The organism is Streptomyces anulatus (assembly GCF_014650675.1).
GTDB classification, from domain to species: Bacteria; Actinomycetota; Actinomycetes; order Streptomycetales; family Streptomycetaceae; genus Streptomyces; species Streptomyces anulatus.
Genome location: NZ_BMVK01000027.1, coordinates 49,321 through 75,896, shown reverse-complemented (window position 1 = coordinate 75,896; position 26,576 = coordinate 49,321). Strand labels below are relative to the sequence as shown.

The following is a 26,576-nucleotide window of genomic DNA, read 5'->3' as shown; positions in this document are numbered from 1 at the left end:
GGCCGCCGGTCTTCCCCCGCACCCGCTCCGGATCCGCCACCTCCACCCGCAGCAGCCCGCGCGCCCGGTGCCGCTCCAGGGCGCCGAAGCCCCGGCAGACGGCGAGACCGGCGGCGAGGACCGGTATCCCGATGAAGGTGACGAGCAGGCCCGCGCTCACCGACGTCATGGTGACCGCGAAGACGAACATCGCCGTGCTGAGCGGGAAGCTCAGCAGCGCGTAGAGCAGCTCGCGCCAGGCCCGGGCTTCCAGCGGCGCACGCAGCGGCGCGGGGAGGAAGTGCTTCGTCGGGGTCTTCTCCCCGAAGCCGGGGCCGGAACCCTGATGCTCCCGGTCCCGCGTGTCCAGTCCGTATGCCGTGGCCATGAGTCCCGTCCGTTCCGTCTCTGTCTCAGTCTCTCAGTGGGCTGTGCGTGGGGCGTGCGCCGCGATGGCGCCGGAGGGGGCCCGTCACCCCGGACCGTTCTCCCTCAAGGGTGCTGGCCGGCGGCCTTCCGCACCATGAGGCCCCTCTCCGTATCCGCCCGGGGGTTTTCCCCACCCCCGGGCGGTCGGGCGGTCAGGCGGCAGGCCGGCCGGCGGCCCGGTCGCGCCAGGGCAGCTCGGCGGTGACGGTCGTCGGCCCGCCCTCCGGCGAGTCCAGGACGAGCACCCCGTCGACCGCGTCGAGCCGCTCGGCGAGCCCCGCGAGGCCCGTACCGCCGTCCATCCGGGCCCCGCCCCCGCCATCGTCCGTGACCTGGAGCATCAGCCGGTCCTCCGAACGCCACACGTCGACGGAGGCCGACCGTGCGCCGCTGTGCTTGCTGATGTTCTGGAGCAGCTCCGAGACGGTGAAATACGCGATGCCCTCGATGGCCTCCGCCGGCCGCCCCCGAAGCCCCACCGACACCTTGACCGGGACCGTGCAGCGGGAGGCGATGGCGGAGAGCGCGGCGTCCAGGCCCCGGTCGGTGAGGACGGCGGGGTGGATGCCTCGGGCCAGGTCGCGCAGCTCCTGGAGGGCGACCTTGATCTCGCCGTGGGCCTCGTCGACCATGCGGGCGGCGGCCTCGGGGTCGTCGGTGAGCTTCTCCTTCGCCAGGCCGAGCCCCATCGCGAGGGCCACGAGACGGGCCTGGGCGCCGTCGTGCAGGTCGCGCTCGATCCGGCGCAGGTCGGCGGCGGCGGTGTCCACGACCACGCCCCGGTCCGACTCCAGCTCGGCGATGCGCCGCTCCAGCTCGTCCGAGGGCGACAGCAGCCCGCGCGCCATCGCCCGGTCCACCGTCGTCAGCCCCCGCGCGATGAACGGCAGCACCGGCCACAGGACGAACAGGCTCGCCAGCGTCACCGCGAACGTCAGCACCCCCCACGGCAGTCGGATGAACCCGTACAGCAACGCCCGCCAGCCCACCGGGTCCTTGAGTCCCGCCCACAGCCGGACGAAGAACCCCTGCCCCTGGTGGCCGCGCGCCAGCGGACTCGGCTCCTCGACCCGTACGCCGAGCATCCGCCGCGCCCGCCACCGCTCCAGCCGGCCCAGCAGCCGTGAGCCCTGGAGCCCGCCGACCAGCAGCGGCAGCCCGATCACGGTGACGGAGAGCCCGGTGCCGACGGCGATCACGACCACCGTGTAGACGAACCCGACGACGGCCAACGGCAGATTGGCGAGCAGATACGCGACCTCCCGCCAGGTCCACCGGTCGAGGGCGAAGCGGGCGGGCGGCAGCAGGTCGCGATCCGGCACGGAAGGGCTCATGGTCATACCCACAGCCTGCCGGGCCGCACCCGCGCACACCATGGGGCTCATGGGTGGGGTGAAGTAGGGATAACCCCACCTGATGCCTGACGCGGCTGCTTACGCTCCGTTTAACAGGCCCTAGACTCCCGTGCGTACAGAACAGGTACACGGGACAGATGCGGACGACGAGGGAGCGAGGGGCGGACGTGGCCGACGTTACGGACGTGACCGGCGTGGCGGACGTGGTGGGCCTGACCGGCGTGTCCGGCGCGTCCGGCGTTCCTGTGGACGGATCCACCGCACTCGCATCGGAGTACTTCCAGAGCTACTCGGTCATCGGCCTGCTCGCCCTGATCGGCGTCCTGTTCGTCGCCGTGGCCTTCGGGGCCGGACGACTGCTGCGCCCCGTCGTCCCCACCCCGGAGAAGCTCCTCACCTACGAATGCGGCGTCGACCCGGTCGGCGAGGGCTGGGCGCACACCCAGGTCCGCTACTACGTCTACGCGTTCCTGTACGTGATCTTCGCCGTCGACTCCATCTTCCTGTTCCCGTGGGCCACGGTGTTCGCGGCGCCCGGATACGGCGCGACGACTCTGGTCGAAATGTTCATCTTCCTCGGCTTCCTGGCCGTGGGACTGCTCTACGCATGGAAGAAGGGCGTCCTCGCATGGGCCTGACGAGCCGGCCGACCCCCGCATCGCAGCAGCCCGCGCCCCCGCCCCCGTCCGACCCGGTGCTCCTCCCCGAGCCCAAGCGTCTCGGCGTGCTCTCCCGGCTCGCACCGGAGCCGATGAAGGTCGTCCTCAACTGGGGCCGCCGCTACAGCCTCTGGGTCTTCAACTTCGGACTTGCCTGCTGCGCCATCGAGTTCATCGCCGCGTCCATGGCGCGCCACGACTTCATCCGGCTCGGCGTGATCCCGTTCGCCCCCGGCCCCCGTCAGGCCGACCTCATGATCGTGTCCGGCACGGTGACGGACAAGATGGCCCCGGCCGTGAAGCGGCTGTACGAGCAGATGCCCGAGCCGAAGTACGTCATCTCCTTCGGCGCCTGCTCCAACTGCGGCGGCCCCTACTGGGACTCGTACTCCGTGACCAAGGGCGTCGACCAGATCATCCCCGTCGATGTGTACGTACCCGGCTGCCCGCCCCGGCCCGAGGCGCTGCTCCAGGGCATTCTCAAGCTCCAGGAGAAGATCGCGCGCGAATCCCTCGCCGAGCGGTACGCCACCGGCGGCACGGGCGGGGGCCCGTCCACCGAGGCCCTGCGCAGCGGCCTGGTGGCCGCGCCGACGGCACCGGCCCCGGCGTCGGCCCCGACGGAGGAGCGGTGATGAGCGACAGCGACCAGCGCACGGAATCCGCGGCCGAGGCCTACGACCGGCTGCCGGACGCGGTCACCGACCTGTTCGGCGACGAGGCCACGGCGGAGTCCGCGTACGACCTGCTGACCGTCGACGTCCCCGCCGCCGCCTGGCTCACCGCGCTGCGGACCGCCCGCGACGACCTCGGGTGCACCTACTTCGACTGGCTCAGCGCCGTGGACGAACCCGGCACCGGCTTCCGCGTCTGCGCCCATGTCGCGGCCCTGGGCACGGGTACGGTGCGGCGGCTGATGGTACGCACGACCGTGCCGCACGACGCGGCGGTCCTGCCCAGCGCCATCGACGTCTACGCGGGCGCCGCGTGGCACGAGCGCGAGACGCACGAGATGTTCGGCGTCGCGTTCGACGGTCACCCCCACCTCGTACCGCTGCTCCTGCCGGAAGGCTTCGAGGGCCACCCGCTGCGCAAGGACTTCGTCCTCGCCGCTCGTGTCGCCAAGGCCTGGCCCGGGGCGAAGGAACCGGGGGAGCCGGCGGAGGGCCACACCGGTCCCAAGCGTCGCGCGATGCTCCCGCCCGGGGTCCCCGACCCGAACGAATGGGGCCCCCTGAAGGGCCAGCTCCCCCCGGCCGCCGCCCGCCCGGGCCGAGCCGCCCGCCCGGGTACGGCCGACCGCCCGCCCCGCCGCACTCGCACCGCGGGCGAGGGCTCAGCGGCCCAACGCCCCACGCCGCCCGCCGCGGAGACCCCGCAGGAGACCCCCGGCCCAACGGAGACACAGCCGTCGGCCCCCACGCCGCCGGAGGCACCCCCGGCGACGCGCCCGCGCCGTTCTCGATCGGCGTCCGCGGGCTCGGCAAGCCAGCAGCCGCCCCCGGGCGCCCCTGCGGCGGACCCGCCGGGCGCGCCCGGGAACACCCCAGGACCACCGTCCCGGGTGCGCAGCGCGGACGCACCGTGGCACGACGCCCAACCGGCCTTCGGCGAACCGGAGGGCCCGGAGTCCGAGACTCCGGACGCGTCTTCTCAGCCCCTCCGGCGTTTGAGGAGCGGGGGCACGGGGGCGGAGCCCCCGGTTCGGGAAGGGGCGGGCAGGGGAGAAGCCCCGCGCAGCGGCCCCACCGCCGACACCGCCGACGAACCCACCCCCGGCGAGCCTGCCGAGTCCACGGACGAACCCACCCCCGACAAGCCCACCCCGGGCCACCCCGCCCCAGACCACCCCGCCGGAGGCGATCCCGAGTGAACGACGTTCTCGACGTCGCCCTCCGACTGGCCATCGTCTTCGGCGTGTTCCTGGTCGCCCCCCTCCTCGTGGGCCAGACGGAACACAAGGTGATGGCCCACATGCAGGGCCGCCTGGGCCCCATGTACGCAGGCGGCTTCCACGGCTGGGCCCAGCTCGTCGCGGACGGTGTGAAGTTCGCGCAGAAGGAGGACGTGGTCCCGGCCGCCGCCGACCGCCGCGTCTTCCAGATCGCCCCCGCCGTCGCCCTCCTCCCGTACCTCCTCGTCCTCGTGGTCATCCCCGTCGGCCCCGGCGAAGGCGCGGTCGGCCAGGCCGTCGACGCGGGCATCTTCTTCGTGCTCGCCGTCATGGGCATCGGCGTCCTCGGCTCGCTCATGGCGGGCTGGGCCTCCGCCAACAAGTTCTCCCTCCTCGGCGGTCTCCGTACCGCCGCACAGCTCCTCTCCTACGAGCTGCCGATGCTCCTGACCGCCGCCTCCGTGGCCATGGCGGCCGGGACGGTCTCGCTGACCGGCATCCTCGACGCCTTCGAGTGGTGGTGGCTGCCCTGGCAGATCGTCGGCGCCCTGGTCTTCTTCGTGGCCGGTCTCGCCGAACTCCAGCGCCCGCCGTTCGACATGCCGGTGGCCGACTCCGAGATCATCTTCGGCGCGTACACCGAGTACACCGGTCTGCGCTTCGCCCTCTTCCTCCTCGCCGAGTACGCGGGCATCGTCGTTCTGTGCGCGCTGACCACCGTCCTGTTCCTCGGCGGCTGGCACGGCCCGTTCGGCGCCGACGGTCTCGGCTGGCTGTGGACCATCCTCAAGACCGCCCTCCTCGCGTTCGTCGTCATCTGGCTGCGCGTCAGCTACCCGCGCCTGCGTGAGGACCAGTTGCAGAAGCTCGCCTGGACCACCCTCGTCCCGCTCGCCCTCGCGCAGATCGCGCTCACCGGCATCGTGAAGGTGGCGATCAACTGATGCCCCCGATCCCCGGATCAGGCCTGGCCAAAGGCCTTGCCGTCACCCTGCGCACGATGACGAGGAAGACCGTCACCGCGCAGTACCCGGACACCCAGCCCGAACTCCCGCCCCGCTCGCGCGGCGTCATCGGGCTGTTCGAGGAGAACTGCACGGTCTGCATGCTCTGCGCCCGTGAGTGCCCCGACTGGTGCATCTACATCGACTCCCACAAGGAGACGTCGCCGCCCGCCGCCCCCGGTGGCCGTGAGCGCAGCCGGAACGTCCTCGACCGCTTCGCCATCGACTTCTCCCTCTGCATGTACTGCGGTATCTGCATCGAGGTGTGCCCCTTCGACGCGCTGTTCTGGTCGCCCGAGTTCGAGTACGCGGAGACGGACATCCACGAACTCACCCACGAGCGCGACAAGCTCCGCGCGTGGATGTGGACCGTGCCGGAGCCGCCCGCGCTCGACCCCGGGGCCGAGGAGCCGAAGGAGATCGCCGCCGCCCGCAAGGCGGCGGACAAGCTCGCCGCCCAGCGCGCAAAGATTCAGCAAGACCAGACAGACGGGAAGAACCAGGACGGGACGAACCAGGCCGACGAGAAGGGAGGAACCCCGTGATGCTGCTCAACGTCACCGCCACCGTGGGCACCACCACCGCCGCCGCCACCACGGCCGCAGGCGACCACCCCGGCTTCCTCTCCCCGTCCGGCGTCGAGATCGCGTTCCTCCTCGTCGGCCTCGCCACCCTCGGCGCCGCCGTCATCACCGTCACGACCAAGCAGCTGGTGCACGCCGCGCTCTGGCTCGTCGTGGCGCTCGGCGGACTGGCCGTCGAGTACCTGCTGCTCACCGCGGAGTTCATCGCCTGGGTCCAGGTACTGATCTACGTCGGTTCCGTCGTCGTCCTCCTCCTCTTCGGCCTGATGCTCACCCGGGCCCCCATCGGCCGCTCCCCGGACGCCGATTCGGGCAATCGATGGGTCGCACTCGGGGTGGCCGCCGCCGCGGCGGCGGCCCTCGTCTGGGTCGTGGTCGACGCCTTCCGCACCACCTGGATCGACCTCGACGGGCCGGCCCAGGGATCCACCGAGGTCACCGGCTCCTTCCTGTTCCGGAACTGGGTGCTGCCCTTCGAGGCGCTCTCCGTCCTGCTGCTCGCCGCCCTCGTCGGCGCGATCGTCCTGTCCCGCAAACGCGACACGGACACCACGGTCCGCCCCGGCACGAACCGCACGGCCAAGCCCGGGACGGTGAAACCGGGCCCGCCCGCCTCGCCCGGCACACCCGGCCAGGAGGAGCAGAGCTGATGCACCTCGCCTATCCCGCCGTGCTCGCCGCCCTCCTCTTCTGCATCGGCCTCTACGGCGTCCTCGCCCGCCGCAACGCGATCCTGGTCCTGATGTCCGTCGAGCTGATGCTCAACGCCGTCAACCTCAACCTCGTCGCCTTCGACGTCTGGCTCCGCGACACCCTCCACTCCGGCCAGGCACTCACGCTCTTCACCATCGCCATCGCCGCCGCCGAGATTGGCATCGGCCTCGCGATCGTCCTGGCCGTCTACCGCAACCGTGGCACCTCCGACATCGACCGGCTCCGCGACACCGCCGAGACCGACGACGCCGAGAAGCTCCCCGACAGCGCCGGGACCGACGACGCCGACACCGACGGCACAGTGCCGACCCCCGGCCGGGCGGACGAGAAAACAGGGAAGACGAAGAAGGCAGAGGCCACCACGTGACCACCACGACCCTCGCCGCCCTCGTCCCCCTCCTCCCCTTCCTCGGGGCCCTCGCCGGGCTCGCCGTCGGCCGCACCGCCCCCGGCTTCGTCCGCCCGCTGGCAATCCTGCCGACCCTCACCGCGGCCGTACTCGCCGTGGTCGTCGCCGTCCGCCAGGGCGGTGGCCGGGCCATCGACGCCGCGACCCAGCTCACGCCCACCGGCTCGGTCCCGATCGACCTGGCCCTGCACCTCGACGGCTTCGCCGTTCTGGTCGCCGTCCTCGTCACCGTCGTCGCCACCTGCGTACAGCTCTACTCCACCGCCTACCTCCGCGACGACGCCCGCTACCCCTCCTACGCGGCCCTCGTCTCCCTCTTCACCTCCGCGATGCTCCTGGTCGTCTACTCCGGCGACCTGATGGTGCTCCTGGTCGGCTGGGAGATCATGGGCATCTGCTCGTACTTCCTCGTCGGCCACTACTGGGAGACACCCGAGGCCCGAGCCGCCTCCCTCAAGGCCTTCCTGGTCACCAAGCTCGGCGACGTCCCCTTCCTGATCGGTCTGTTCGCGCTCGCCGCCGACACCGGCAGCTTCCGGATCACCAAGATCCTGGCCGCCGTCGGCAACGGCGGACTCGACCACCCCACCGTCATCGCCCTGCTGCTCCTCGCGGGCGTCGCGGGCAAGTCGGCGCAATTCCCCCTGCACACCTGGCTGCCCGACGCGATGGCCGGCCCCACCCCCGTCTCCGCGCTCATCCACGCCGCGACGATGGTCGCCGCCGGCATCTACTTCGTGGCCCGTCTGCTGCCCGTCTTCGCGGCCTCCGGCGCGGCGCTCGTCGTCCTCGCCGTGATGGCCGCCGTCACGATGATCGGGTCCGGGCTCGCCGCCCTCGCCCAGGACGACATCAAACGCGTCCTCGCCTACTCGACCATCGGCCAGCTCGGCTACATGTCGGGCGCCCTGGCGGTCGGCGACCGGGGCGCAGCGGTCTTCCACCTGATCTCGCACGGTGCGTTCAAAGCGGTCCTCTTCCTCGCCACGGGCGTCGTCATCCACGCCGCGGGCACCAACTCACTCGCCGCCATGTCCCGGATGGGAGGCCTCGCCCGCCGTATCCCGGACGCCTTCTGGACGATGACCGTCGCGCTCCTCGCGTTGGCCGCCATCCCGCCGTTCGCCGGCTTCTTCTCCAAGGAAGCCGTCCTCGTCGCCGCCGAACACACCGCGCTCGGGGACCGGAGCGTCGCCCCGGCCGCCGCCGGCTGGACGATCCTGGTCGCCGGGCTCCTCGCCGCCGTCCTGACCGCCGCCTACGCCGTACGCCTCTGGCTCCTCGCCTTCCGGGGGCGCGGCGCGGAAGTCCCCGACCACGGCAAGCAGCCCGCCGCCATGACCTCCGTCCTGTGGATCCTGGCCGTCCCCACCATCGGCTTCGGCGTCACCGTCGGCATGATCGGCGACTGGTTCGACGGGCACGGCCTCACGCCGTCCCTCACCACCGCCGTCCTCTCCACCGGCGTCACGCTCGTCGGCGGCCTCGTCACCTACGGCGCGTGGCGGCACACCACCGCCCTCGCCGCCCGCACCCCCATCGGCGCCGTCGTCGCCCACCCCGGTGTCGAACCCGCCCTCGTCGAAGCCGAGGCCATGACGTCCCACACCGCCGTCTACGGCACCATCGCGGGCGCCGCCGACCCGGCCGACCCCGGCAGGCTCCTCCTCGGGCCCCTGCACCGCCACGCGGCCACCGGCTTCCACCTCGACGCCCTCTACACGGTGTTGTTCGTCCGGCCCGTCCAGGGAGCCGCCCGCCTCGTCCGCTTCCTGGACCGCGAGGTCGTCGACACCTACGTCAACGGAACGGGCGCCGTCACACGCCTCCTCGGCACCGCCGTCCGCCGGGCCCAGACCGGCAATGTGCAGACCTACGTCAGCGCCCTGCTCGCCGGGTCCCTCGTCCTGGTGATCGCCGCCGTCGTCTTCGCCAACGTCAACGCGGGGTCGTGACCGTGATCGATATCAGTGCGTCCGTGATGCAGTTCCTTCTGGCGTTCGTCGTCGTCGCCCCGCTCCTCGGCGCCGTCGCGGCCCTGCTCCCCGCCCCGCCCGGACTCAAGGGGAAGAACCCCGACCAGGCCGTGCTCCGCCACGGCGTGACCGTGACCGGCGCCGTTCTCATCGCCGCGATCGTCCTGGCCGTCGGCTTCGACCACGACCACCCCGCCACGATGCAGGCGACCACCGACATCAGCTGGATCCCGGCGCTCGACGTCCGCATCCACCTCGGCATCGACGGCATCTCGCTCCCCCTCCTGCTCCTGACCGCGCTGCTGACCTTCCTCTGCACGCTGTACAGCTACTTCAAGCTGCCCGCGGGCCCCTCGCCGAAGGCCTTCGTCGCCCTCGTCCTCGTCCTGGAATCCGGCACCCTCGCCACCTTCGCCGTCCTCGACCTGCTGCTCTTCTTCCTCGCCTTCGAGATGGTCCTCATCCCGATGTACTTCCTCATCGCCCGCTGGGGCGGCGGCCAACGGCAGGCGGCCGCCTGGAAGTTCATCCTCTACACCCTGCTCGGCTCGGTCGTCATGCTGCTGGGCATCCTCCTCATCGGGCTGAAGAGCGGCACCTTCGACATGGTGGCACTCGCCACTGACAACGGCCGGGGCCTCACCACGTCCGTGCAGGTCATCGCCGTACTCGCGATCGGCCTCGGCCTCGCCGTGAAGACCCCGATGTGGCCCCTGCACAGCTGGCTCCCCGACGCCCACACCGCCGCCCCCACCGTCGGGTCGGTGCTCCTCGCGGGCGTCCTGCTGAAGATGGGAACGTACGGATTCGTCCGGATCCTGCTTCCCATCGCCCCCGACGGCATGCGGACCTTCGCGCCCTACCTCGCGGCGTTCGCCGTCGTCGGCATCGTCTACGGCTCCCTCGCCTGCCTGGCCCTGGCCCGTACCGGCGCCAAGGGCGATCTCAAGCGGCTCATCGCCTACTCGTCCGTCGGCCACATGGGCTTCGTCCTGCTCGGCATCGCCACCATGACCCCCACCGGAGTCAACGGCGCGCTCTTCGCCAACATCGCCCACGGCCTCATCACCGGCCTGTTGTTCTTCCTGGTCGGCGCCATCAAGGACCGCTACGGCACCGCCGACCTCGACACCCTCGCCGGAGCGACCGGGGCCGCCCTCTACGGCCGGGCGCCCCGCCTCGGCGCGCTGCTCGCCTTCGCCGCCGTCGCCTCGCTCGGCCTCCCCGGACTCGCCGGATTCTGGGGCGAGATGCTCACACTGTTCGGCGCGTACAGCCCCGCCGAAGGCCTCAGCCGCCCCGCGTTCCGCACCTTCATGGCCATCGGAGCGTTCGGCACCCTGCTCACCGCCGCGTACATGCTCATCGTCGTCCGCCGCGTCTGCATGGGCGAACACACGCCACACTCCCGGCTGTCACCCGACGACCGGGCCCCGCACGCGGCGGACGGCCCCGAGCCGTCCGGGGCCGCCGGAGCCCGGCCCGCCGCCACCACCCCGCAGCTCGCCGACATCCAGACGTACGAAGCCGCCGCCTGGACCCCGCTCGCGGCACTCACCGTCCTCGCCGGTCTCTGGCCCGCCGTCCTCCTCGGCCTCACCGACCCGGCCGTGCAGAAGCTCCTCGCAGGAGGCAAGTCGTGACCGCGGACCTCAGCACCGCCCCGGGCCCGACCCCCGGCGCCGGCGACGCCGCCGGAAGCCTCGTCGCGGCCGACGCCCCCAGCCTCGTCCAGTCCATCGACTGGCTCGCCATCGCGCCCCCCACCCTCACCGCGCTGGCCGCCCTGATCGTCCTGGTCGCCGACCTGTTCCTGCCCGCGCACCGCAAGCGGCTCCTCGGCTACGGCGCCCTCACGGCCCTCGCCGCCGCCCTGGCGCTCCTGATCCCCCTGCGCGCCGGGGACCGGGCCACCTTCTGCGTCACCACCGGCGCCCGGGCCTGCAGCTACACCGCCGACCACTTCGCCCTCGTCATCCAGGCCCTCGTCCTCGGCGGCGCGTTCCTCACCGTCCTGCTCTCGCTCGACGACACCCGCAAGCTGCCGGCGGGGGAGTACTGGTTCCTGCTCCTGGCCTCCGCCTCCGGGGCCGCCCTGCTGCCGGCCTCCCGCGACCTCGCCACGCTCGTCGTCGCCCTCGAAGTCGCCTCGCTGCCCGCGTTCGCCCTCGTCGGCATCGTGCGCGGCGACCGGCGCTCCTCCGAGGCCGCGCTGAAGTTCTTCCTCTCCTCCGTCGTCGCCACCGCCGTCATGCTGCTCGGCGTCAGCTTCGTGTACGCGACCACCGGCACCCTGCACCTTACGGAGATCGCCGCCCGCCTCGACGACGTGCCCCCGGTGCTCGATACCCTCGCCAAGACCGGTGTCGCGCTCACCCTCGTCGGCTTCGCCTTCAAGACCGCCGCCGCGCCCTTCCACTTCTGGGTCCCCGACACCTACGTCGGCGCGCCCCTCCCGATCGCCGCCTACCTCTCCGTCGTGGGGAAGGCCGTCGGGTTCTCGGGGCTCATTCTGGTCACCGTCATCGCGTTCCCCTCCTACGCCGACGTCTGGGGGCCCGCACTCGCCGTCCTGGCCGCACTCACCATGACCATCGGCAACGTCGCGGCCCTCCGCCAGAACGCCGACCGCGCCCGCAGCGCCGTCCGCCTCCTCGCCTGGTCCTCGGTCGCCCAGGCCGGCTACCTCCTGGTCCCGATCGCCGCCGCCGCGTACTCCAGCGACGACCAGATCGGCTCCACCGTGGCGTACGCCCTGATGTACGCCGTCGTGAACCTGGGCGCGTTCGCGGTCGCCGCCGTCGTGGCCCGCACCCACCCCGGCAACCGGCTCTCCGACTACCGGGGCCTGTACGCCACCCGCCCGCTCGCGGCCCTGGCCCTCGGGTTCTTCCTGCTCTGCCTGGCCGGACTGCCGCCCGGCATCATCGGGCTCTTCGCGAAGGTCACCGTCTTCTCCGCGGCCGTCGACGCGGGCCTCGGCTGGCTCGCCGTCGTCATGGCCGTCAACGTCGTGATCGCTCTCTACTACTACCTTCAGTGGACCGCGATCCTCTTCCGTACGCCCGACGGCACCCCGGAAACCACCGAGGACACCACCGGATCCACGGCCTCCGCCCCATCGCGCCGATTCCGGACCCCCACCCCGCTCACCACGGCGATCGCACTCACCGCCACCGCCGGAATCCTGCTCTCCGGGGTTCCGCAGGCCGTTCTGCGCTTCGCCTCCGTCAGCCTTTTCTGAGGCCTCCCGGCCCCGCAAGATCGGTTTGCCCACGGCCCACGCCACAGGGCATGGTCTTGGCTGCATACGTCACGTAATCGGCGTGGACGTGCCGGGAGCAAGAGGAAAGAGACAGCAGTGCTGAACGGGTTCAAGGACTTCATCCTGCGCGGGAACGTCATCTCGATGGCGATCGGTCTCGCTGTCGGGGCCGCCTTCACCGCCGTCGTCACGGGCTTCAGCAACGCCTTCATCACGCCGCTGATCGGCCTCGCCACCCGCGGCACCGGAGACTTCAGCAAGGCCTCCTACGAGGTCGACGGAGTCGTGTTCCCCTACGGACTCTTCATCGCCGCCGCGATCGCCTTCCTGATCACCGCCGCGGTCCTCTACTTCTGCGTCGTGGTCCCCATGGCCAAGGTGCAGAACCGCTTCACCAAGGAGCAGGAAGAGGAGGCCGTCGACATCAAGGCCGCCCTCCGCGACTGCCCGCGCTGCTTCAGCGAGATCCCCGCCATCGCCTCCCGCTGCGGCCACTGCACGAGCGAGGTCGAGCCCGACCCCGAGGCACTCTCCCTCGTCAAGCTCCCCGCACAGCAGCACTGACCGCACAGCAGCACCGATCGCGCGGCGGCACCGACCGCGCGGCGACGCACGCACACCCGCAGGACCGTCGCACCACGAGGAACCCCGGCCACCCGTACGGCCCAGCGCCACTCCGTACGGGGCCGGGCGCCCGACCGGCGTGAACACGCGGCACAGCCCCCGCCCTCCGGCCGCACGCACAAGGGAACTAGCTCCTCTCGCCTGGCGTTGACCAGTACAGGAGGCTCCACTGGGGAGTGGAGCACCACCACGCAAAGGGTTCCCCTGCTGCACCACTTGGAGGGCGTACCGTGCACCGCCGGCACAACGGGCTGAAGACCGCCGTACTCCTCGGGGGACTGTCCGCACTCATCATCGTCATCGGCAGTTTCTTCGGACGTACGGGCCTCGTCGTCGCGCTCCTGGTAGCCGTCGGCACCAACGCCTACGCGTACTGGAACAGCGACAAGCTCGCCCTGCGGGCCATGCGCGCCCGGCCCGTCAGCGAGTTCGAGGCGCCGCAGCTCTACCGCATCGTCCGCGAGCTCTCCACGGCGGCCCGCCAGCCCATGCCGCGCCTCTACATCTCCCCGACGCAGGCGCCCAACGCGTTCGCCACCGGCCGCAACCCGCGCAACGCCGCGGTCTGCTGCACCGAGGGCATCCTCCAGATCCTCGACGAACGCGAGCTGCGCGGCGTCCTCGGCCACGAGCTCAGCCATGTCTACAACCGGGACATCCTGATCTCGTCCGTCGCCGGAGCCCTCGCCTCCGTCGTGATGTTCCTGGTCAACTTCGCCTGGCTCATCCCGGTGGGCCGCTCCAACGACGACGAGGGGCCCGGCCTCCTCGGCATGCTCCTGATCATGATCCTGGGGCCGCTCGCCGCATCCGTCATCCAGCTCGCCGTCAGCCGCTCCCGGGAGTACGAGGCCGACGCCTCCGGGGCCCAGCTCACCGGCGATCCGCTGGCTCTCGCCAGTGCCCTGCGCAAGCTCGACGCAGGAACGAAACAGCTCCCGCTGCCGCCCGAGCCCAGGATCGAGACCGCGAGCCACATGATGATCGCGAATCCCTTCCGCCCCGGTCGGGGGACGGCGAGAATGTTCTCCACCCACCCGCCGATGGCGGAGCGGATCGCCCGACTAGAACAGATGGCAGGTCATCGCCCGTGAAAACCATCCTGAACGTCATCTGGCTGATCCTCTGCGGATTCTGGATGTTCCTCGGCTACCTGGTCGCGGGCCTCCTGCTCTGCATCACCATCATCGGCATCCCCTTCGGGCTCGCCGCCTTCAGAATCGGCGTCTACGCCCTCTGGCCGTTCGGCTACACGGTCGTCGACCGCCGGGACGCGGGCTCGCCCTCGTGCGTGGGGAACGTCCTCTGGCTGGTCCTCGCCGGATGGTGGCTCGCCCTCGGCCACATCACCACCGGCATCGCGCTGTGCATCACGATCATCGGCATCCCCCTGGGCATCGCCAACTTCAAGCTGATCCCGGTCTCCCTCATGCCCTTCGGCAAGGAGATCGTCCGCACGGACCAGCCCTTCGCCACCCGGTAGCCCGCCCCGCCGCCCACCGGCCGGGGCGTCCGCCCCGACCCCGGCGAACTCGCCCCGGGCAACCGAACGCAGGCCCGCGACGTCTTGGGTTTCAAGACGAAGCAAGGGGTAGGTGCAGCCACATGGGCATCATCAGTTGGATCATTCTCGGGCTGCTCGCCGGAGTCATAGCCAAAATCCTCCTCCCGGGACGCGACCCGGGCGGCATCATCGGCACCACCCTCATCGGCATCGCCGGGGCCTTCGTCGGAGGCTGGCTCTCCAGCCAGTTCCTCGACCGCCCCATCAGCAACGACTTCTACGACACCGCGACCTGGATCGCCGCCATCGCCGGTTCGCTGGTCCTGCTCATCGCCTACCGGCTGCTGTTCGGCAACTCCCGCGAACGCCGCTGACCCGGGGGCGGACACAGGGACCCGCGAACACGGCTGCCCCGGGACGGACACCGGGACCCGCGAACGGCCGGCACGCACCGGCCTACCGCCCATCCCGTGACGTCATCCCGGTCTCCCGCAACGTCAGGTTCAACCGGCCGGCCCGCAGCCCCGCGGCCGGGTCGGCCGGTCCCGCGTACACCTTCGGCACCCCGTGGAACGCGAAACGCGACGGCCCGCCGAAGACGAACAGATCCCCGGACGCCAACTCCACATCCGTGTAGGGCCGCCCGCGTCCCTCCGCGTTCCCGAAGCGGAACACGCACCTCGCCCCGATGCTCAACGACACCACAGGAGCGCTCGACCGCTCCTCCTTGTCCTGGTGCATGCCCATCCGCGCGGTGGCGTCGTAGAAGTTGATCAGCGCGGTGTCCGGCGCGAACGCCTCCGCCGCACCCTCGTCCCCGTACGCCTCGGCCACCGCCGCCCGCCCCAGATCGCCCAGCCAGTCCGGGAACGCGGCCACCCGGGCGCCGTTCACGTCGTCGGCCGTACGCGCGTACCGGTACGGCTGCCAGTGCCACCCCAGGCACACCGTCCGCACCGACATCACCCCACCGCCCGGCAGCACCGTGTGCCGCAACGGGACCGGTCCCCACGCCCACCGACGGCACGCCGCCACCAACTCCGCCCGCCGCTCCACCGGCAGCCACTCCGGCACATGGACGGCCCCCGGCGCGACCACCCTCCGCGGTCGCCGGAACAGGCCGTCCGAGGACGGTGGGAGCTCTGGCGCCACGGCTCAGCCCGCCCCGCCCTCGATCCCCAGGAGCAGCTTCTTCCGCTCCAGCCCGCCCGCGTACCCCCGCAGCGCCCCGTCCGCCCCGATCACCCGGTGGCACGGCCGCACGACCAGCAGCGGATTGCGACCGATCGCCGTGCCCACCGCCCGCACCCCCGCGCCCGAGGCCCCGACCCGCGCCGCGATCTCCCCGTACGACACCGTGCTCCCGTACGGGATCGACTCCAGCGCCGCCCAGACCCGCCGCTGGAACTCCGTGCCCGCGCCCTCCGCCAACGGCACGTCGATCCGCGTCGAGCGCCCCGCGAAGTACGCCTTCAGCTGCCGGGCGACCTCCGCGAACGCCTCGGGTGCGTGCCGCCAGCCGTCCTGGACGACCGCGCCGCCCTTCTGGCCGGGCATCGACAACGAGCGCAGCCGGACCCCGGCCACCCCGGCCGCGTCCGGCCCGTCCGCCACTACCTCGCCGACCAGCAGCAACTCGCCCAGCGGGCTCTCCACCCGCGCGTACACCGTCGTCGTCATGCCTTCTCACTTCCCCGGTCGGTACGGCCAGTCTGCGCCCGCTCACCGCACCCCCACCGGCGGTATTCGGACATCGCACCCGCACCCCCGGGCCGGACGCACGAAAAGGCACGCCGTCGAGGTCGGCCTCGGCGGTGTGCCCCCGTCGTGCTCAGCTCAGTTCAGCCCGGTTCGGCTCAGCCCGGTTCGGCTCAAGCGATCCGGCAACGCCCGTACGGATCGAAGCGGTTGATCACCGGTAGTTCACGAACTGCACCGCGAACTCGAAGTCCTGGCCCTTCAGCAGCGCCTGCACGGCCTGCAGGTCGTCCCGGCTCTTCGAGCTGACCCGCAGCTCGTCACCCTGGACCTGCGCCTTGACGCCCTTCGGGCCCTCGTCGCGGATGATCTTCGCCACCTTCTTGGCGTTGTCCTGGGAGATGCCTTCCTCGATCGTGGCGAAGATCTTGTACTCCTTGCCGGAGAGCTGCGGCTCGCCCGCGTCCAGCGACTTCAGCGAGATGCCGCGCTTGATCAGCTTGGACTGGAAGATGTCGAGGATGGCCTTGACGCGCTCCTCGCCGTTCGCCTCCATCAGAATCTTCTCGCCCGACCACGAGATCGAGGCGCCCGTGCCCTTGAAGTCGTAACGCTGGGAGATCTCCTTGGCGGCCTGGTTGAGGGCGTTGTCGACCTCCTGCCGCTCGACCTTCGAGACGATGTCGAAACTGGAGTCGGCCATGACGTGTGGCTCCTTGCGTCGAATGCTGGGGATACAGCGCAAGCCTAGCTACCGCCGCCCCCTCCGGCCGCTGATCAATCAGGTGGCGGAGCACCCCTGGCCATCAGGTATCGTTTACGTCGTCGCCAAGGAGCTCACCACGAGATCCAACGCGTCGTTCGAGGCGGTGTGGCTCAGCCTACCCAGGTTCGAACCCTGGCGCCGCCACGCGAACGAAGCCCCCGACCGGATTCTTCCGGTCGGGGGCTTCCTCGTTGTCCGGGCGGGAATCCGCTGCGGATCAGTTGCCGGCGACGTCCTTCACGGCCACCGTCACCGGCACGTTCCCGGAGATCGCTTCGAGGGTGAGGCCCGCCGTCGCCGGGGTGTCCAGCAGCTCCAGGAGCGTGGCCGCCACGTCGTCGCGGGGGATCGGGCCGCGACCCGTGGAGGCGGCCAGCAGGACCTGCCCGGTGCCCGCGTCGTTGGTCAGCATGCCGGGACGCAGGATCGTCCAGTCCAGCGCGGTGCGGGAGCGTACGTCGGCGTCGGCGGCGCCCTTGGCCCGCAGGTACACGTCGAAGACCTCGTCGCCGGGGTGGTCGGGGTCGGCGCCCATCGAGGAGACGACGAGGTAGCGGCGGACGCCCGCCGCCTCGGCCGCGTCGGCGAACAGCACGGCCGCGTCGCGGTCGACGGTGTCCTTCCGGGCGACACCGCTGTTCGGCCCGGCGCCCGCGGCGAAGACGGCCGCGTCCGCGCCGCGCAGCACCTCCGCGGTCTGCTCCACGGTGGCCGATTCGAGGTCCAGCACGGCGGGTTGGGCGCCGGCTTCGGTCAGGTCCTGACTCTGTTGGGGGTTACGGATGATCCCTACGGCTTCATCCCCGCGTGCGGCGAGCAGCCGCTCCAGCCGCAGTGCGATCTGTCCGTGTCCACCTGCGATGACAATGCGCATACCACCGACCGTACGCCCGGGGACCTGGTCGCGCTCAGTTCCTCGGCCCGGCGCCGGGGTCGGGCCGCCCCTGGCGCGGGAGTCCGCCGAGCCCCGTGGCGGCGTCGGCATCGGAGTCGCAGTACTCGCGCACGGCGCTGGTACGGGCGACGACCCGGCCGCCGTGGATGACGATGCGGCTGTAGGCGAGGGAGAGCACCGCGGAGAGCCGTTCGCCGCGTACGGCGAGGAGTTCGGCGGGGAAGCCCGCCTCGACGCGCACGTCGGGAAGGCCGAGGGCCGCGCGTGCGGTCGTGGAGACCAGGCCGTACGCCTGTTCGGCGCGTAGCCCTGCCTGGGAGGCGAGGAGGTAGGCGGCTTCGAGCGGATCGCCGCGACCGACGGGGTTGGCCGTGTCCCGCAGCGCACCGCTGCCCGCCGCGACGCGCACCCCGGCGGAGCGCAGCAGGCGTACGGGGGCGGTCGTACGGCGCTCCGCGCCGGCGCAGCCGCCCTGGGGCAGGCAGACCACGGTGATCCCGGCGGCGGCGAGCCGGTCGGCGGCACGGGCCGCGGCGTCCAGGGGCAGGTGGGCCAGGCCGCCGCAGGGGCCGAGGGTGACGCCGGGGCGCAGGCCGGCGGCCATCGCGGTGAGCCGGGCCAGCCGGGCGGGGTCGTCGCCATCGGTGTGCAGGTCCACGGGGCAGCCGTGCTCGGCGGCGATCTCCAGGACGGCTTGGGTGTAGCCCGTGGGGTCGGGGTCGAGGTCGGGGCAGCCGCCGACGACGGCCGCGCCCATCTTCACCGCGTCCCTGAGCATCGCGAGGCTGTCCGCTCCGGCGATGCCGGTGAGGAGCCGGGGGACCGCGACGGGCATGACGTCGGCGAGGCCGCGCAGGGCGCGCCGGGTCTGCAGGACGGCTTCGAGCGGGGCGAGGCCCTGGACGTCGCCGACGCGGACGTGGGTGCGCAGGGCGGTGGCGCCGTGGCCGAGCTGGAGGAGGGCGGCCTCGGTGGCGCGGCGCTGGATGTCCTCGGTGCGGTGGGAGGCGGGGCCGGGGCTGTCGGGGCCCGCGCTGTCGGCGGTGAGGGCGGTGTCGCTGTGGGCGTGGGGTTCGGCCGGGGCGGGGAGCAGGAGATAGCCGCGGAGGTCGATACGGGGGCCGCGGGCGGAGAGGCTGCCCGCGGTGCCGACGGCCTCGATCCGGCTGCCGCTCAGGCGTACGTCGACGGTTCGGCCGTCGGCGAGACGGGCGCCGCCGAGGACGAGGGCGGGGTGGTCGGCGGTGGTGGCTGCGTCGGCGCTGTCGGGCGCGTTGTCGTCGGGCCGCCGTGGCTGGCTGTCAGGCATCGCGCTCCTGGGAGGGGTGCAAGATCACACGGAGTGACCACACCCTAGGGGCGTGCGGGGGCGGCGTCCGGGAGGAGCGGAATAGTCGTACCGGTGCGCCTGCGCCGGTCGCCGGCCGGGCCCGTTCCGGAGTCGGGCGCGGCCTGGATCAAGGCCTGATCAGGGGGTGTGGGCGGCCCCGGACGGGGGGCCGGAGAGTGCGGCACAAACGGATTTGGGCAACCGGCGGGGGACCGTGTAATGTCTTCATCGCTCGCCCCAATAGCTCAGTCGGTAGAGCGTCTCCATGGTAAGGAGAAGGTCTGCGGTTCGATTCCGCATTGGGGCTCTGGTGATCGGGAAACCCCGCTTCGGCGGGGGGACTCATCATCAAAGCGGTGTAGCTCAGTCGGTAGAGCAAGCGGCTCATAATCGCTGTGTCACCGGTTCAAGTCCGGTCACCGCTACTAACGGTAGCCGATTGCTGGGTCGGTCCTTCGATCGGCTACCCTTTTATGCGTTCATCCGTCCACCGTCCGTCCAAGGAGCACTCACGTGGCTGCCACCGACGTCCGCCCGAAGATCACGCTGGCCTGCGTGGAGTGCAAGGAGCGGAACTACATCACCAAGAAGAACCGGCGTAACAACCCGGACCGTCTTGAGATGAAGAAGCACTGCCCGCGCTGCAACTCGCACACCGCGCACCGCGAAACGCGCTGAATCAGGCTCGTACACGAGGCCGTCCCCTCTGGGGGCGGCCTCGTGTCGTTGTATGGGGTCGTTCCCCGCACGGGGGCGTGCCCTTATTCGTCTTTCATCAGGAGGTAGCGAGCTCATGGCGCTCGACCAGTCCTTCGTGGGGCGGACCTATCCGCCCACTCCGGCGTACGAGGTCGGCCGGGAGAAGATCCGCGAGTTCGCCGAGGCGGTGGGCGACCCCCATCCGGCGTACGTCGATGCGGAGGCCGCCCGTGCGCTCGGTCACGCCGATGTGATCGCGCCGCCCACGTTCGTCTTCTCGATCACCTACCGGGCCGCCGGAGAGGTCGTGCAGGACCCGCAGTTGGGCCTGGACTACAGCCGGGTGGTCCACGGGGACCAGAAGTTCTCGTACGTGCGTCCGGTACGGGCGGGGGACCGGCTGACGGTCACGTCGACGATCGAGGGCATCAAGTCCCTCGCGGGCAACGACATCCTGGACGTCCGCGGGGATGTGCACGACGAGGCCGGTGAACTGGTGGTCACGACGTTGATGAAGCTGGTGGCGCGCGCCGCCGAGGAGGCGTGATGACGGCGAAGGTCTCTTACGGGTCGGTCGAGGTCGGTACGGAACTGCCGGCGCAGACGTTTCCGGTGACGCGGGCCGCGCTCGTGCAGTACGCGGGCGCCTCGGGCGACTTCAACCCCATCCACTGGAACGAGAAGTTCGCGCGCGAGGTCGGGCTGCCGGATGTGATCGCGCACGGCATGTTCACGATGGCCGAGGCGATCCGGGTGGTCACGGACTGGGCCGGCGACCCGGGCGCGGTCGTCGACTACGGGGTGCGTTTCACGAAGCCGGTCGTGGTGCCCAACGACGACAAGGGCGCGCTGATCGAGGTCAGCGGCAAGGTCGCGGCGAAGCTGGACGACAACATGGTCCGGGTGGACCTGGTCGCCCTGTGCGACGGCAAGAAGGTGCTGGGGATGTCCCGGGCCGTGGTCCGGCTCGCCTGAGGCGTACCGCGCGACAGTCGGAAGTGAGGGGCGTTCCTCCTGCGGAGGGGCGCCCCTCACTTGTGCTCGTTCCCCCGAGGCCCTTGCCAGGTTGGTTATTGAGTAATAACTTACTTGCATGGCAAGGATGAGTGCGGAGGAGCGGCGCGAGAGCGTCGTCCGGGCGGCGATCACCGAGTTCGCCCGCGGTGGTTACCACGGGACGTCCACCGAGGTGATCGCCCGCCGGGTCGGCGTCTCGCAGCCGTATCTCTTCCGGCTCTTCCCCAACAAGCAGGCCATCTTCATCGCCGCCGCCGAACGCTGCCTGGAGGACACCCGCGGGGTCTTCGTGACGGCCTCCGAGGGGCTGGAGGGGGAGGAGGCGCTGCACGCCATGGCCAGGGCGTACCAGCGGCTGATCGTCCACGACGGCGAGAAGCTGATGATGCAGATGCAGACGTACGCGGCCGTCGCCGCCGCGGAGGCATCGGGGGACCACGCCTTCGGGGAGTCCCTGCGCGCGGCCTGGGTGCGGATGTGGGACGAGGTGCACCTGGTGCTCGGGGCCGACGAGGACGGGACGACGACGTTCCTGGCGTACGGGATGCTCGTCAACACCCTCGCCTCGCTGGGCTTTCCGGCCGAGCACCGGGTCTGGGCGGGGTTCTACGACTCTGCCAGGCCCGTCGAGTGAACGAGCGCGGACCGGGCCCGGCCCGGTTTTTTCTGTCCGCAGAAGTTAGTCATCAATAACTAACTAGCAGGGGGAGAAGTGGACGCACAGCACGGCACGACCGGCCGCGGGGGAGCGGTCTGGGTCCTGGTCATCACGAGCGTCGCCGGATTCATGGCGGCCCTCGACAACCTCGTCGTCACGACGGCCCTCCCCTCCATCCGCGAGAGCCTCGGCGGCGGGCTGGAGGACTTGGAGTGGACGGTGAACGCGTACACCCTGACCTTCGCCGTACTGCTGATGCTGGGCGCCGCGCTCGGGGACCGGTTCGGCAGACGGCGGCTGTTCATGGCCGGACTCGCCGTCTTCACGGCCGCCTCGGCCGCGGCGGCCCTCTCCCCGGGCATCGGGGAACTCATCGCCTTCCGGGCGGTCCAGGGCGTGGGAGCGGCGATCATGATGCCGTTGACGCTCACCCTGATCGGCGCCGCCGTCCCGCCCGAGCGGCGGGGAGCGGCACTGGGCGTCTTCGGGGCGGTGACCGGGGTCGCGGTCGCCAGTGGCCCGCTGATCGGCGGCGCGCTCACCGAGCACATCTCCTGGCAGTGGATCTTCTGGCTGAACGTGCCGATAGGCCTGGTGCTGCTGCCGCTGGCCCGGCTGCGGCTCACCGAGTCCTACGCGCCGAAGGCGCCCCTGGACATCCGCGGCACCGTCCTGGTCAGCGCGGGCCTCTTCGGCATCGTCTACGCCCTGGTCAACACCGCGAGCCACGGATGGACCGATCCCGTCGTCCTGACCGGGCTGACCGCGGGCACGGCGCTGCTCGCCCTGTTCGTCCGGCACGGCGTCCGGGCGGAGAACCCGATGCTGCCGATGCGGCTGTTCCGCAGCCGGGCCTTCCTCGGGATCAACGCCGCGAGCCTGCTGATGTTCCTCGGGATGTTCGGATCGATCTTCCTGCTCAGCCAGTTCCTGCAGAACGGCCTCGGACACTCGCCCACCGAGGCAGGGTTGCGGATGCTGCCCTGGACGGGGATGCCGATCCTCGTGGCGCCCTTCGCCGGGTATCTCTCCGACCGCTTCGGGGGCCGCCCGGTGGTGGTCACCGGGCTCGCGCTCCAGGCCGTCGGACTCTCCCTGTTCGCCCTGATCATCGAGCCCGGGGTGAGCTACACCGCCCAGCTCCCCGCCCTGATCATCGGTGGGGTCGGCATGGCCATGTACTTCGCGCCCGCCGCGAGCCTGGTGCTCTCCAGCGTCCGGCCCGGGGAACAGGGCATCGCCTCCGGAGCCAACAACGCGCTGCGGGAGGTCGGCGGGGCGCTCGGGGTCGCGGTCCTCGCCGCCGTCTTCGCCGCGCAGGGCGGTTACGGCTCACCGCGGCTGTTCGCGGACGGCACGGTGCCCGCCGTCTGGATCGGGGCCGGTGCGGTGGCCCTGGGCGCCCTCGTCGCGCTCCTGATCCCGGGCCGCCGAAGCGCCGGCCGCCCCGCCCCGGAACCGGTGGACCGGCGCGCAACGGAACAAGAGCCGGTGGCCGCCTGAGCCGTCCCGCTCGGGTCCGGCGGATCCTGACCGGGTCCGCCTGACCCGCCCCGGCTTCCGCGTACGGTCCGTGGCCCCGCACGAGCGGCGGGGGCGCGGACCGTACCCTTGTCCCCGTGCAGGAACTCCACGACGCCCCCCTCGCCCCCCTGACCACCTTCCGGCTCGGCGGCCCCGCCGCCCGGCTGCTGACCGCCACGACCGACGCCGAGGTGATCGCCGCCGTGCGCGAGGCCGACGCGAGCGGCACCCCGCTGCTGCTGATCGGCGGCGGCTCCAACCTGGTCATCGGGGACAAGGGCTTCGACGGCACCGCCCTGCGGATCGCCACGAAGGGCTTCGCGCTCTCGGGGACGTCCCTGGAGCTGGCGGCCGGCGAGGTGTGGACCGACGCCGTCGCCCGGACCGTCGAGGCGGGCCTCGCGGGCATCGAGTGCCTGGCCGGCATCCCCGGATCCGCGGGCGCGACCCCCATTCAGAACGTCGGCGCGTACGGACAGGAGGTGTCCACCACCATCACGGAGGTCGTCGCCTACGACCGGCGCACCGAGGAGACGGTGACGATTCCGAACGCGGAGTGCGCGTTCTCGTACCGCCACAGTCGCTTCAAGGCCGAACCCGACCGCTTCGTGGTGCTGCGTGTCCGATTCGAGCTGGAAGAGGCGGCCGGGCTTTCCGCGCCCCTGAAGTACCCCGAAACGGCCAGGGCCATGGGCGTCGAGCAGGGCGACCGCGTGCCGCTGCCGGCCGCCCGCGAGACCGTCCTGCGGCTGCGCGCCGGCAAGGGCATGGTGCTGGACCCGGAGGACCACGACACCTGGTCGGCGGGGTCCTTCTTCACCAACCCGATCCTCGAACCGGCCGCGTTCCAGGACTTCCTCACCCGGGTCGGCGAGCACCTCGGCCCGGACGTGACGCCTCCGGCCTTCCCCGCCGGGGACGGACGGACCAAGACGTCGGCGGCCTGGCTGATCGACCGGGCCGGATTCACCAAGGGCTACGGCAGCGGCCCCGCCCGGATCTCCACCAAGCACGCCCTCGCCCTCACCAACCGGGGCGCGGCCACCACCGAGGACCTGCTCGCCCTCGCCCGCGAGGTCGTCGCCGGGGTGCACGCGGTCTTCGGCGTCACCCTGGTCAACGAACCGGTGACGGTCGGCGTCAGCCTCTGAGCCGTACGGCCGCCCGGGCATCGGCAGGGGCTCAGTACGCGACGCCCACGCCCTGCCCCACGGCCGCCGGATCATCGATCGACGCGAGCATCGCGTGGGCCACATCGGCCCGGGAGATGGACCGGCTGCTGCGCGGCGTACCGCCCACGACCCGCCGGTAGACACCCGTACGCGGCCCGTCCGTCAGCTTCGGCGGCCGCACCGCGGTCCAGTCCGTCGCGCTGTCGGCCAACGCCGCCTCCATCCGGGCGAGATCGGCGTACAGCTCCGCCAGGACCGCCCCGATCGCCTTGCGTATCAGCCGGTCCACCAGGGGATCGTCCTCCGGCTCCGGCCCCACGGGCACCGCGCTCACCACCACCAGCCGCCGGACGCCCTCGGCCTCCATCGCCGCCAGGATCTGCCCCGTCAGCCGCTCGGCGACGCCGTTCGCCTTCCGGCCGCGCGAACCCAGCCCCGAGAGCACCGCGTCCCGCCCCGCCACCGCCGCCCGCACCGCCGACGGATCGTCCAGCCGGACGACAGCGTGCAACGCCGCCCGATCCAACCGCTCCGGGAGCCGGTCCGGGTCGCGGACCACGACCGTCACTTCGTGGCCCGCCGCGAGGGCCTGCCCGACGATCTCCTGACCGACGCCGCCGGTCGCCCCGAACACGGTGATTCTCATAGCGCGCCCCTTGGTGGGTGAGTATTCACTAACCTCTAGAGTGGGTGGCTCCCCGCCCGGACGTCAAGATCTCCGGGTCACGGCCTGTTGGAGCACGCATGGACCAGAAGCCCGCCCGCGTACGGATCGTCGACGCGGCGCACGAGCTGATGCTCTCCATCGGCCTCGCCCGGACCACCACCAAGGAGATCGCCCGGGCGGCCGGCTGCTCGGAGGCGGCGCTCTACAAGTACTTCTCCAGCAAGGAGGAGCTGTTCGTCACCGTTCTCGCGGAGCGGCTGCCCCGGCTCGGAAACCTGCTCGGCGAACTGAACGCCGGCGAGGGCACGGTCGAGGGCAACCTCACCGAGATCGCCCGCGTCGCCGCCCTGTTCTACGAACAGACCTTCCCCATGGCCGCGTCCCTGTACGCCGAACCTCGGCTCAAGCGCCGCCACGAGGAGGGCGTGGGAGGGCTGGAGGCCGGGCCCCACCTGCCGATCCGGCAGCTCGACGCCTATCTGCGCGCCGAACAGGGAGCGGGCCGCATCCGGGCCGACGCGGACACCTACGCCGCCGCCTCCCTGCTGCTGGGCGCCTGCGCCCAGCGGGCCTTCGCCTACGCCGCGCTTCCCGGCGGCACGCCCCCGCAGTCCCTGGACGACTTCGCCGCCTCCCTGGCCCGAACGCTGCTGGGCGGCGTCCGCCCCTAGAGCCTGTCCGGGATCAGCCGGCCAGCCAGTCGTCGATCCCGGAGAGCAGCTTCTCCCGTACGTCCACGGGGGCCGCGGATCCGCGCACCGACTGGCGGGCCAGCTCGGCCAGCTCCTCGTCGGTGAAGCCGTGGTGGCGGCGCACCAGCTCGTACTGGGCGGCCAGCCGCGAACCGAACAGCAGCGGATCGTCCGCGCCCAGCGCCATCGGCACGCCCGCGTCGAACAGAGTGCGCAGGGGGACGTCGGCGGGCTTCTCGTAGACGCCGAGCGCCACATTGGACGACGGACAGACCTCGCAGGTGACCCCGCGCTCGGCGAGCTTGCGCAGCAGCCGGGGGTCCTCCGCCGCCCGGACACCGTGTCCGATGCGTGAGGCGTCCAGGTCGTCCAGACAGTCGCGCACGCTGGAGGGCCCGGCGAGCTCCCCGCCGTGCGGAGCCGCCAGCAGGCCGCCCTCGCGGGCGATGGCGAAGGCCCGGTCGAAGTCGCGGGCCATCCCGCGCCGCTCGTCGTTGGAGAGCCCGAAGCCGACGACGCCCCGGTCCGCGTAGCGCACGGCGAGCCGGGCCAGGGTGCGGGCGTCCAGCGGGTGCTTCATCCGGTTGGCGGCGATCACCACGCGCATGCCCAGGCCGGTGTCCCGGGCGGCGCTGTCCACGGCGTCGAGGATGATCTCGATGGCCGGGATCAGCCCGCCGAGCAGCGGGGCGTACGAGGTGGGGTCGACCTGGATCTCCAGCCAGCCGGAGCCGTCCGCGACGTCCTCCTGGGCGCTCTCGCGGACCAGGCGGTGAATGTCCTCCGGGGACCGCAGACACGACCGGGCGATGTCGTAGAGCCGCTGGAAACGGAACCAGCCGCGCTCGTCGGTCGCCCGCAGTTTGGGCGGCTCGCCGCCGGTCAGGGCATCGGGGAGATGGACCCCGTACTTGTCCGCGAGTTCGAGCAGGGTGGTTGGCCGCATCGACCCGGTGAAGTGCAGGTGCAGGTGGGCCTTGGGCAACAGACGTACATCACGCTCCATTGGAAGATCCTGCCGCACGGGCGGGCCGGAGCGGTAGCCGCTTTCCCGTTTAGGGG

General features: G+C 71.7%; 30 protein-coding genes and 2 tRNA genes. 23 read left to right on the top strand and 9 right to left on the bottom strand.

Annotated features, from left to right (window positions below):
- Both IE272_RS37110 and IE272_RS37105 read right to left on the bottom strand, forming a co-directional pair.
- Positions 1-367 (bottom strand): sensor domain-containing protein (locus tag IE272_RS37110; protein ID WP_190010075.1); only part of this gene is annotated, 367 nt, incomplete at its 3' end.
- Positions 368-560: 193 nt separating this feature from the next.
- Entirely contained in the window at positions 561-1,748 is a 1,188-nt protein-coding gene (locus tag IE272_RS37105) for a sensor histidine kinase (protein ID WP_050361267.1), read from the bottom strand.
- Between the two features lie 182 nt (positions 1,749-1,930).
- On the opposite strand from IE272_RS37105, the gene IE272_RS37100 reads away from it, so the two are divergent.
- The 14 genes from IE272_RS37100 to IE272_RS37035 all read left to right on the top strand — a co-directional run bounded on the left by IE272_RS37100 (position 1,931) and on the right by IE272_RS37035 (position 14,770).
- A complete protein-coding gene (locus IE272_RS37100) occupies positions 1,931-2,401 on the top strand; it encodes an NADH-quinone oxidoreductase subunit A (RefSeq protein WP_373304236.1) in 471 nt (156 codons plus the stop codon).
- Positions 2,392-3,057, top strand: a complete 666-nt coding sequence (locus IE272_RS37095) for an NADH-quinone oxidoreductase subunit B (protein ID WP_056701226.1) — start codon at positions 2,392-2,394, stop codon at positions 3,055-3,057. The genes IE272_RS37100 and IE272_RS37095 overlap by 10 nt, the downstream gene beginning before the upstream one ends.
- A complete protein-coding gene (locus tag IE272_RS37090; RefSeq protein ID WP_098891938.1) occupies positions 3,057-4,295 on the top strand; it encodes an NADH-quinone oxidoreductase subunit C in 1,239 nt (412 codons plus the stop codon). Before IE272_RS37095 ends, IE272_RS37090 begins: the two co-directional genes overlap by 1 nt.
- Positions 4,292-5,260, top strand: coding sequence for a complex I subunit 1/NuoH family protein (locus IE272_RS37085; protein ID WP_190010071.1), 969 nt, complete (start codon positions 4,292-4,294; stop codon positions 5,258-5,260). The genes IE272_RS37090 and IE272_RS37085 overlap by 4 nt, the downstream gene beginning before the upstream one ends.
- Positions 5,260-5,865 (top strand): NuoI/complex I 23 kDa subunit family protein, encoded by a 606-nt coding sequence (locus IE272_RS37080; protein ID WP_098891940.1) that lies wholly within the window; start codon positions 5,260-5,262, stop codon positions 5,863-5,865. Before IE272_RS37085 ends, IE272_RS37080 begins: the two co-directional genes overlap by 1 nt.
- Entirely contained in the window at positions 5,865-6,554 is a 690-nt protein-coding gene (locus tag IE272_RS37075; protein WP_098891941.1) for an NADH-quinone oxidoreductase subunit J family protein, read from the top strand. Before IE272_RS37080 ends, IE272_RS37075 begins: the two co-directional genes overlap by 1 nt.
- Positions 6,554-6,985, top strand: coding sequence for an NADH-quinone oxidoreductase subunit NuoK (nuoK, locus tag IE272_RS37070; protein ID WP_190010069.1), 432 nt, complete (start codon positions 6,554-6,556; stop codon positions 6,983-6,985). The genes IE272_RS37075 and nuoK overlap by 1 nt, the downstream gene beginning before the upstream one ends.
- Positions 6,982-8,982, top strand: coding sequence for an NADH-quinone oxidoreductase subunit 5 family protein (locus tag IE272_RS37065; protein WP_190010067.1), 2,001 nt, complete (start codon positions 6,982-6,984; stop codon positions 8,980-8,982). The genes nuoK and IE272_RS37065 overlap by 4 nt, the downstream gene beginning before the upstream one ends.
- Positions 8,983-9,008: 26 nt before the next feature.
- Positions 9,009-10,646 carry an NADH-quinone oxidoreductase subunit M gene (locus tag IE272_RS37060; protein WP_229898041.1) on the top strand — a complete coding sequence of 546 codons (1,638 nt, stop codon included), beginning with the start codon at positions 9,009-9,011 and terminating at the stop codon, positions 10,644-10,646.
- Positions 10,643-12,247: an NADH-quinone oxidoreductase subunit N gene (locus tag IE272_RS37055; RefSeq protein ID WP_190010063.1), complete on the top strand. Its 1,605-nt coding sequence runs from the start codon at positions 10,643-10,645 to the stop codon at positions 12,245-12,247. The genes IE272_RS37060 and IE272_RS37055 overlap by 4 nt, the downstream gene beginning before the upstream one ends.
- Before the next feature lie 117 nt (positions 12,248-12,364).
- Entirely contained in the window at positions 12,365-12,832 is a 468-nt protein-coding gene (mscL, locus tag IE272_RS37050; protein WP_007451632.1) for a large conductance mechanosensitive channel protein MscL, read from the top strand.
- A 290-nt stretch (positions 12,833-13,122) separates the two neighbouring features.
- Complete coding sequence (gene htpX, locus IE272_RS37045; RefSeq protein WP_007451630.1) at positions 13,123-13,986, top strand: zinc metalloprotease HtpX; 864 nt, start codon at positions 13,123-13,125, stop codon at positions 13,984-13,986.
- Entirely contained in the window at positions 13,983-14,375 is a 393-nt protein-coding gene (locus IE272_RS37040; protein ID WP_050360980.1) for a YccF domain-containing protein, read from the top strand. The genes htpX and IE272_RS37040 overlap by 4 nt, the downstream gene beginning before the upstream one ends.
- A gap of 122 nt (positions 14,376-14,497) precedes the next feature.
- A complete protein-coding gene (locus IE272_RS37035; protein WP_050360979.1) occupies positions 14,498-14,770 on the top strand; it encodes a GlsB/YeaQ/YmgE family stress response membrane protein in 273 nt (90 codons plus the stop codon).
- A gap of 82 nt (positions 14,771-14,852) precedes the next feature.
- On the opposite strand, the gene IE272_RS37030 is transcribed toward IE272_RS37035, so the two are convergent.
- From IE272_RS37030 to IE272_RS37010, 5 genes are all read right to left on the bottom strand, one after another.
- Positions 14,853-15,548, bottom strand: a complete 696-nt coding sequence (locus IE272_RS37030; protein WP_229898030.1) for an alpha-ketoglutarate-dependent dioxygenase AlkB family protein — start codon at positions 15,546-15,548, stop codon at positions 14,853-14,855.
- Positions 15,549-15,551: 3 nt separating this feature from the next.
- The gene (locus IE272_RS37025; RefSeq protein ID WP_190010061.1) at positions 15,552-16,076 is read right to left on the bottom strand and encodes a methylated-DNA--[protein]-cysteine S-methyltransferase; all 525 of its coding nucleotides are present in this window, start codon (positions 16,074-16,076) and stop codon (positions 15,552-15,554) included.
- 232 nt (positions 16,077-16,308) lie between these two features.
- A complete protein-coding gene (locus tag IE272_RS37020; RefSeq protein WP_050360976.1) occupies positions 16,309-16,797 on the bottom strand; it encodes a YajQ family cyclic di-GMP-binding protein in 489 nt (162 codons plus the stop codon).
- A 280-nt stretch (positions 16,798-17,077) separates the two neighbouring features.
- On the bottom strand, positions 17,078-17,734 hold the full coding sequence (locus IE272_RS37015) for an SDR family oxidoreductase (protein ID WP_050360975.1): 657 nt from the start codon (positions 17,732-17,734) through the stop codon (positions 17,078-17,080).
- A 34-nt stretch (positions 17,735-17,768) separates the two neighbouring features.
- Entirely contained in the window at positions 17,769-19,064 is a 1,296-nt protein-coding gene (locus IE272_RS37010) for an amidohydrolase family protein (protein ID WP_050360974.1), read from the bottom strand.
- A gap of 255 nt (positions 19,065-19,319) precedes the next feature.
- On the opposite strand from IE272_RS37010, the gene IE272_RS37005 reads away from it, so the two are divergent.
- The 8 genes from IE272_RS37005 (at position 19,320) to IE272_RS36970 (ending at position 24,134) form a co-directional block, all read left to right on the top strand.
- Positions 19,320-19,392 (top strand) — tRNA-Thr (locus IE272_RS37005).
- Between the two features lie 45 nt (positions 19,393-19,437).
- Positions 19,438-19,510 (top strand) — tRNA-Met (locus IE272_RS37000).
- A gap of 88 nt (positions 19,511-19,598) precedes the next feature.
- Positions 19,599-19,763, top strand: a complete 165-nt coding sequence (gene rpmG, locus IE272_RS36995; RefSeq protein WP_003956487.1) for a 50S ribosomal protein L33 — start codon at positions 19,599-19,601, stop codon at positions 19,761-19,763.
- 115 nt (positions 19,764-19,878) lie between these two features.
- Positions 19,879-20,331 carry a MaoC family dehydratase N-terminal domain-containing protein gene (locus tag IE272_RS36990; RefSeq protein WP_047178265.1) on the top strand — a complete coding sequence of 151 codons (453 nt, stop codon included), beginning with the start codon at positions 19,879-19,881 and terminating at the stop codon, positions 20,329-20,331.
- Positions 20,331-20,759, top strand: coding sequence for a MaoC family dehydratase (locus IE272_RS36985; protein ID WP_050360973.1), 429 nt, complete (start codon positions 20,331-20,333; stop codon positions 20,757-20,759). The genes IE272_RS36990 and IE272_RS36985 overlap by 1 nt, the downstream gene beginning before the upstream one ends.
- Positions 20,760-20,886: 127 nt before the next feature.
- Positions 20,887-21,435, top strand: a complete 549-nt coding sequence (locus tag IE272_RS36980; RefSeq protein ID WP_050360972.1) for a TetR/AcrR family transcriptional regulator — start codon at positions 20,887-20,889, stop codon at positions 21,433-21,435.
- 78 nt (positions 21,436-21,513) lie between these two features.
- Positions 21,514-22,962: an MFS transporter gene (locus IE272_RS36975; protein WP_190010059.1), complete on the top strand. Its 1,449-nt coding sequence runs from the start codon at positions 21,514-21,516 to the stop codon at positions 22,960-22,962.
- 116 nt (positions 22,963-23,078) lie between these two features.
- Entirely contained in the window at positions 23,079-24,134 is a 1,056-nt protein-coding gene (locus IE272_RS36970) for a UDP-N-acetylmuramate dehydrogenase (RefSeq protein ID WP_098891943.1), read from the top strand.
- Positions 24,135-24,165: 31 nt separating this feature from the next.
- Here IE272_RS36970 and IE272_RS36965 read toward each other — a convergent pair whose 3' ends face one another.
- A complete protein-coding gene (locus IE272_RS36965; protein WP_050360969.1) occupies positions 24,166-24,801 on the bottom strand; it encodes an NAD(P)-dependent oxidoreductase in 636 nt (211 codons plus the stop codon).
- A 98-nt stretch (positions 24,802-24,899) separates the two neighbouring features.
- Here IE272_RS36965 and IE272_RS36960 point away from each other — a divergent pair, with 98 nt between their 5' ends.
- Positions 24,900-25,493 (top strand): TetR/AcrR family transcriptional regulator, encoded by a 594-nt coding sequence (locus IE272_RS36960; RefSeq protein ID WP_050360968.1) that lies wholly within the window; start codon positions 24,900-24,902, stop codon positions 25,491-25,493.
- 13 nt (positions 25,494-25,506) lie between these two features.
- Here IE272_RS36960 and IE272_RS36955 read toward each other — a convergent pair whose 3' ends face one another.
- Positions 25,507-26,520, bottom strand: a complete 1,014-nt coding sequence (locus IE272_RS36955; RefSeq protein ID WP_050360967.1) for an adenosine deaminase — start codon at positions 26,518-26,520, stop codon at positions 25,507-25,509.
- Positions 26,521-26,576: the final 56 nt, after the last annotated feature.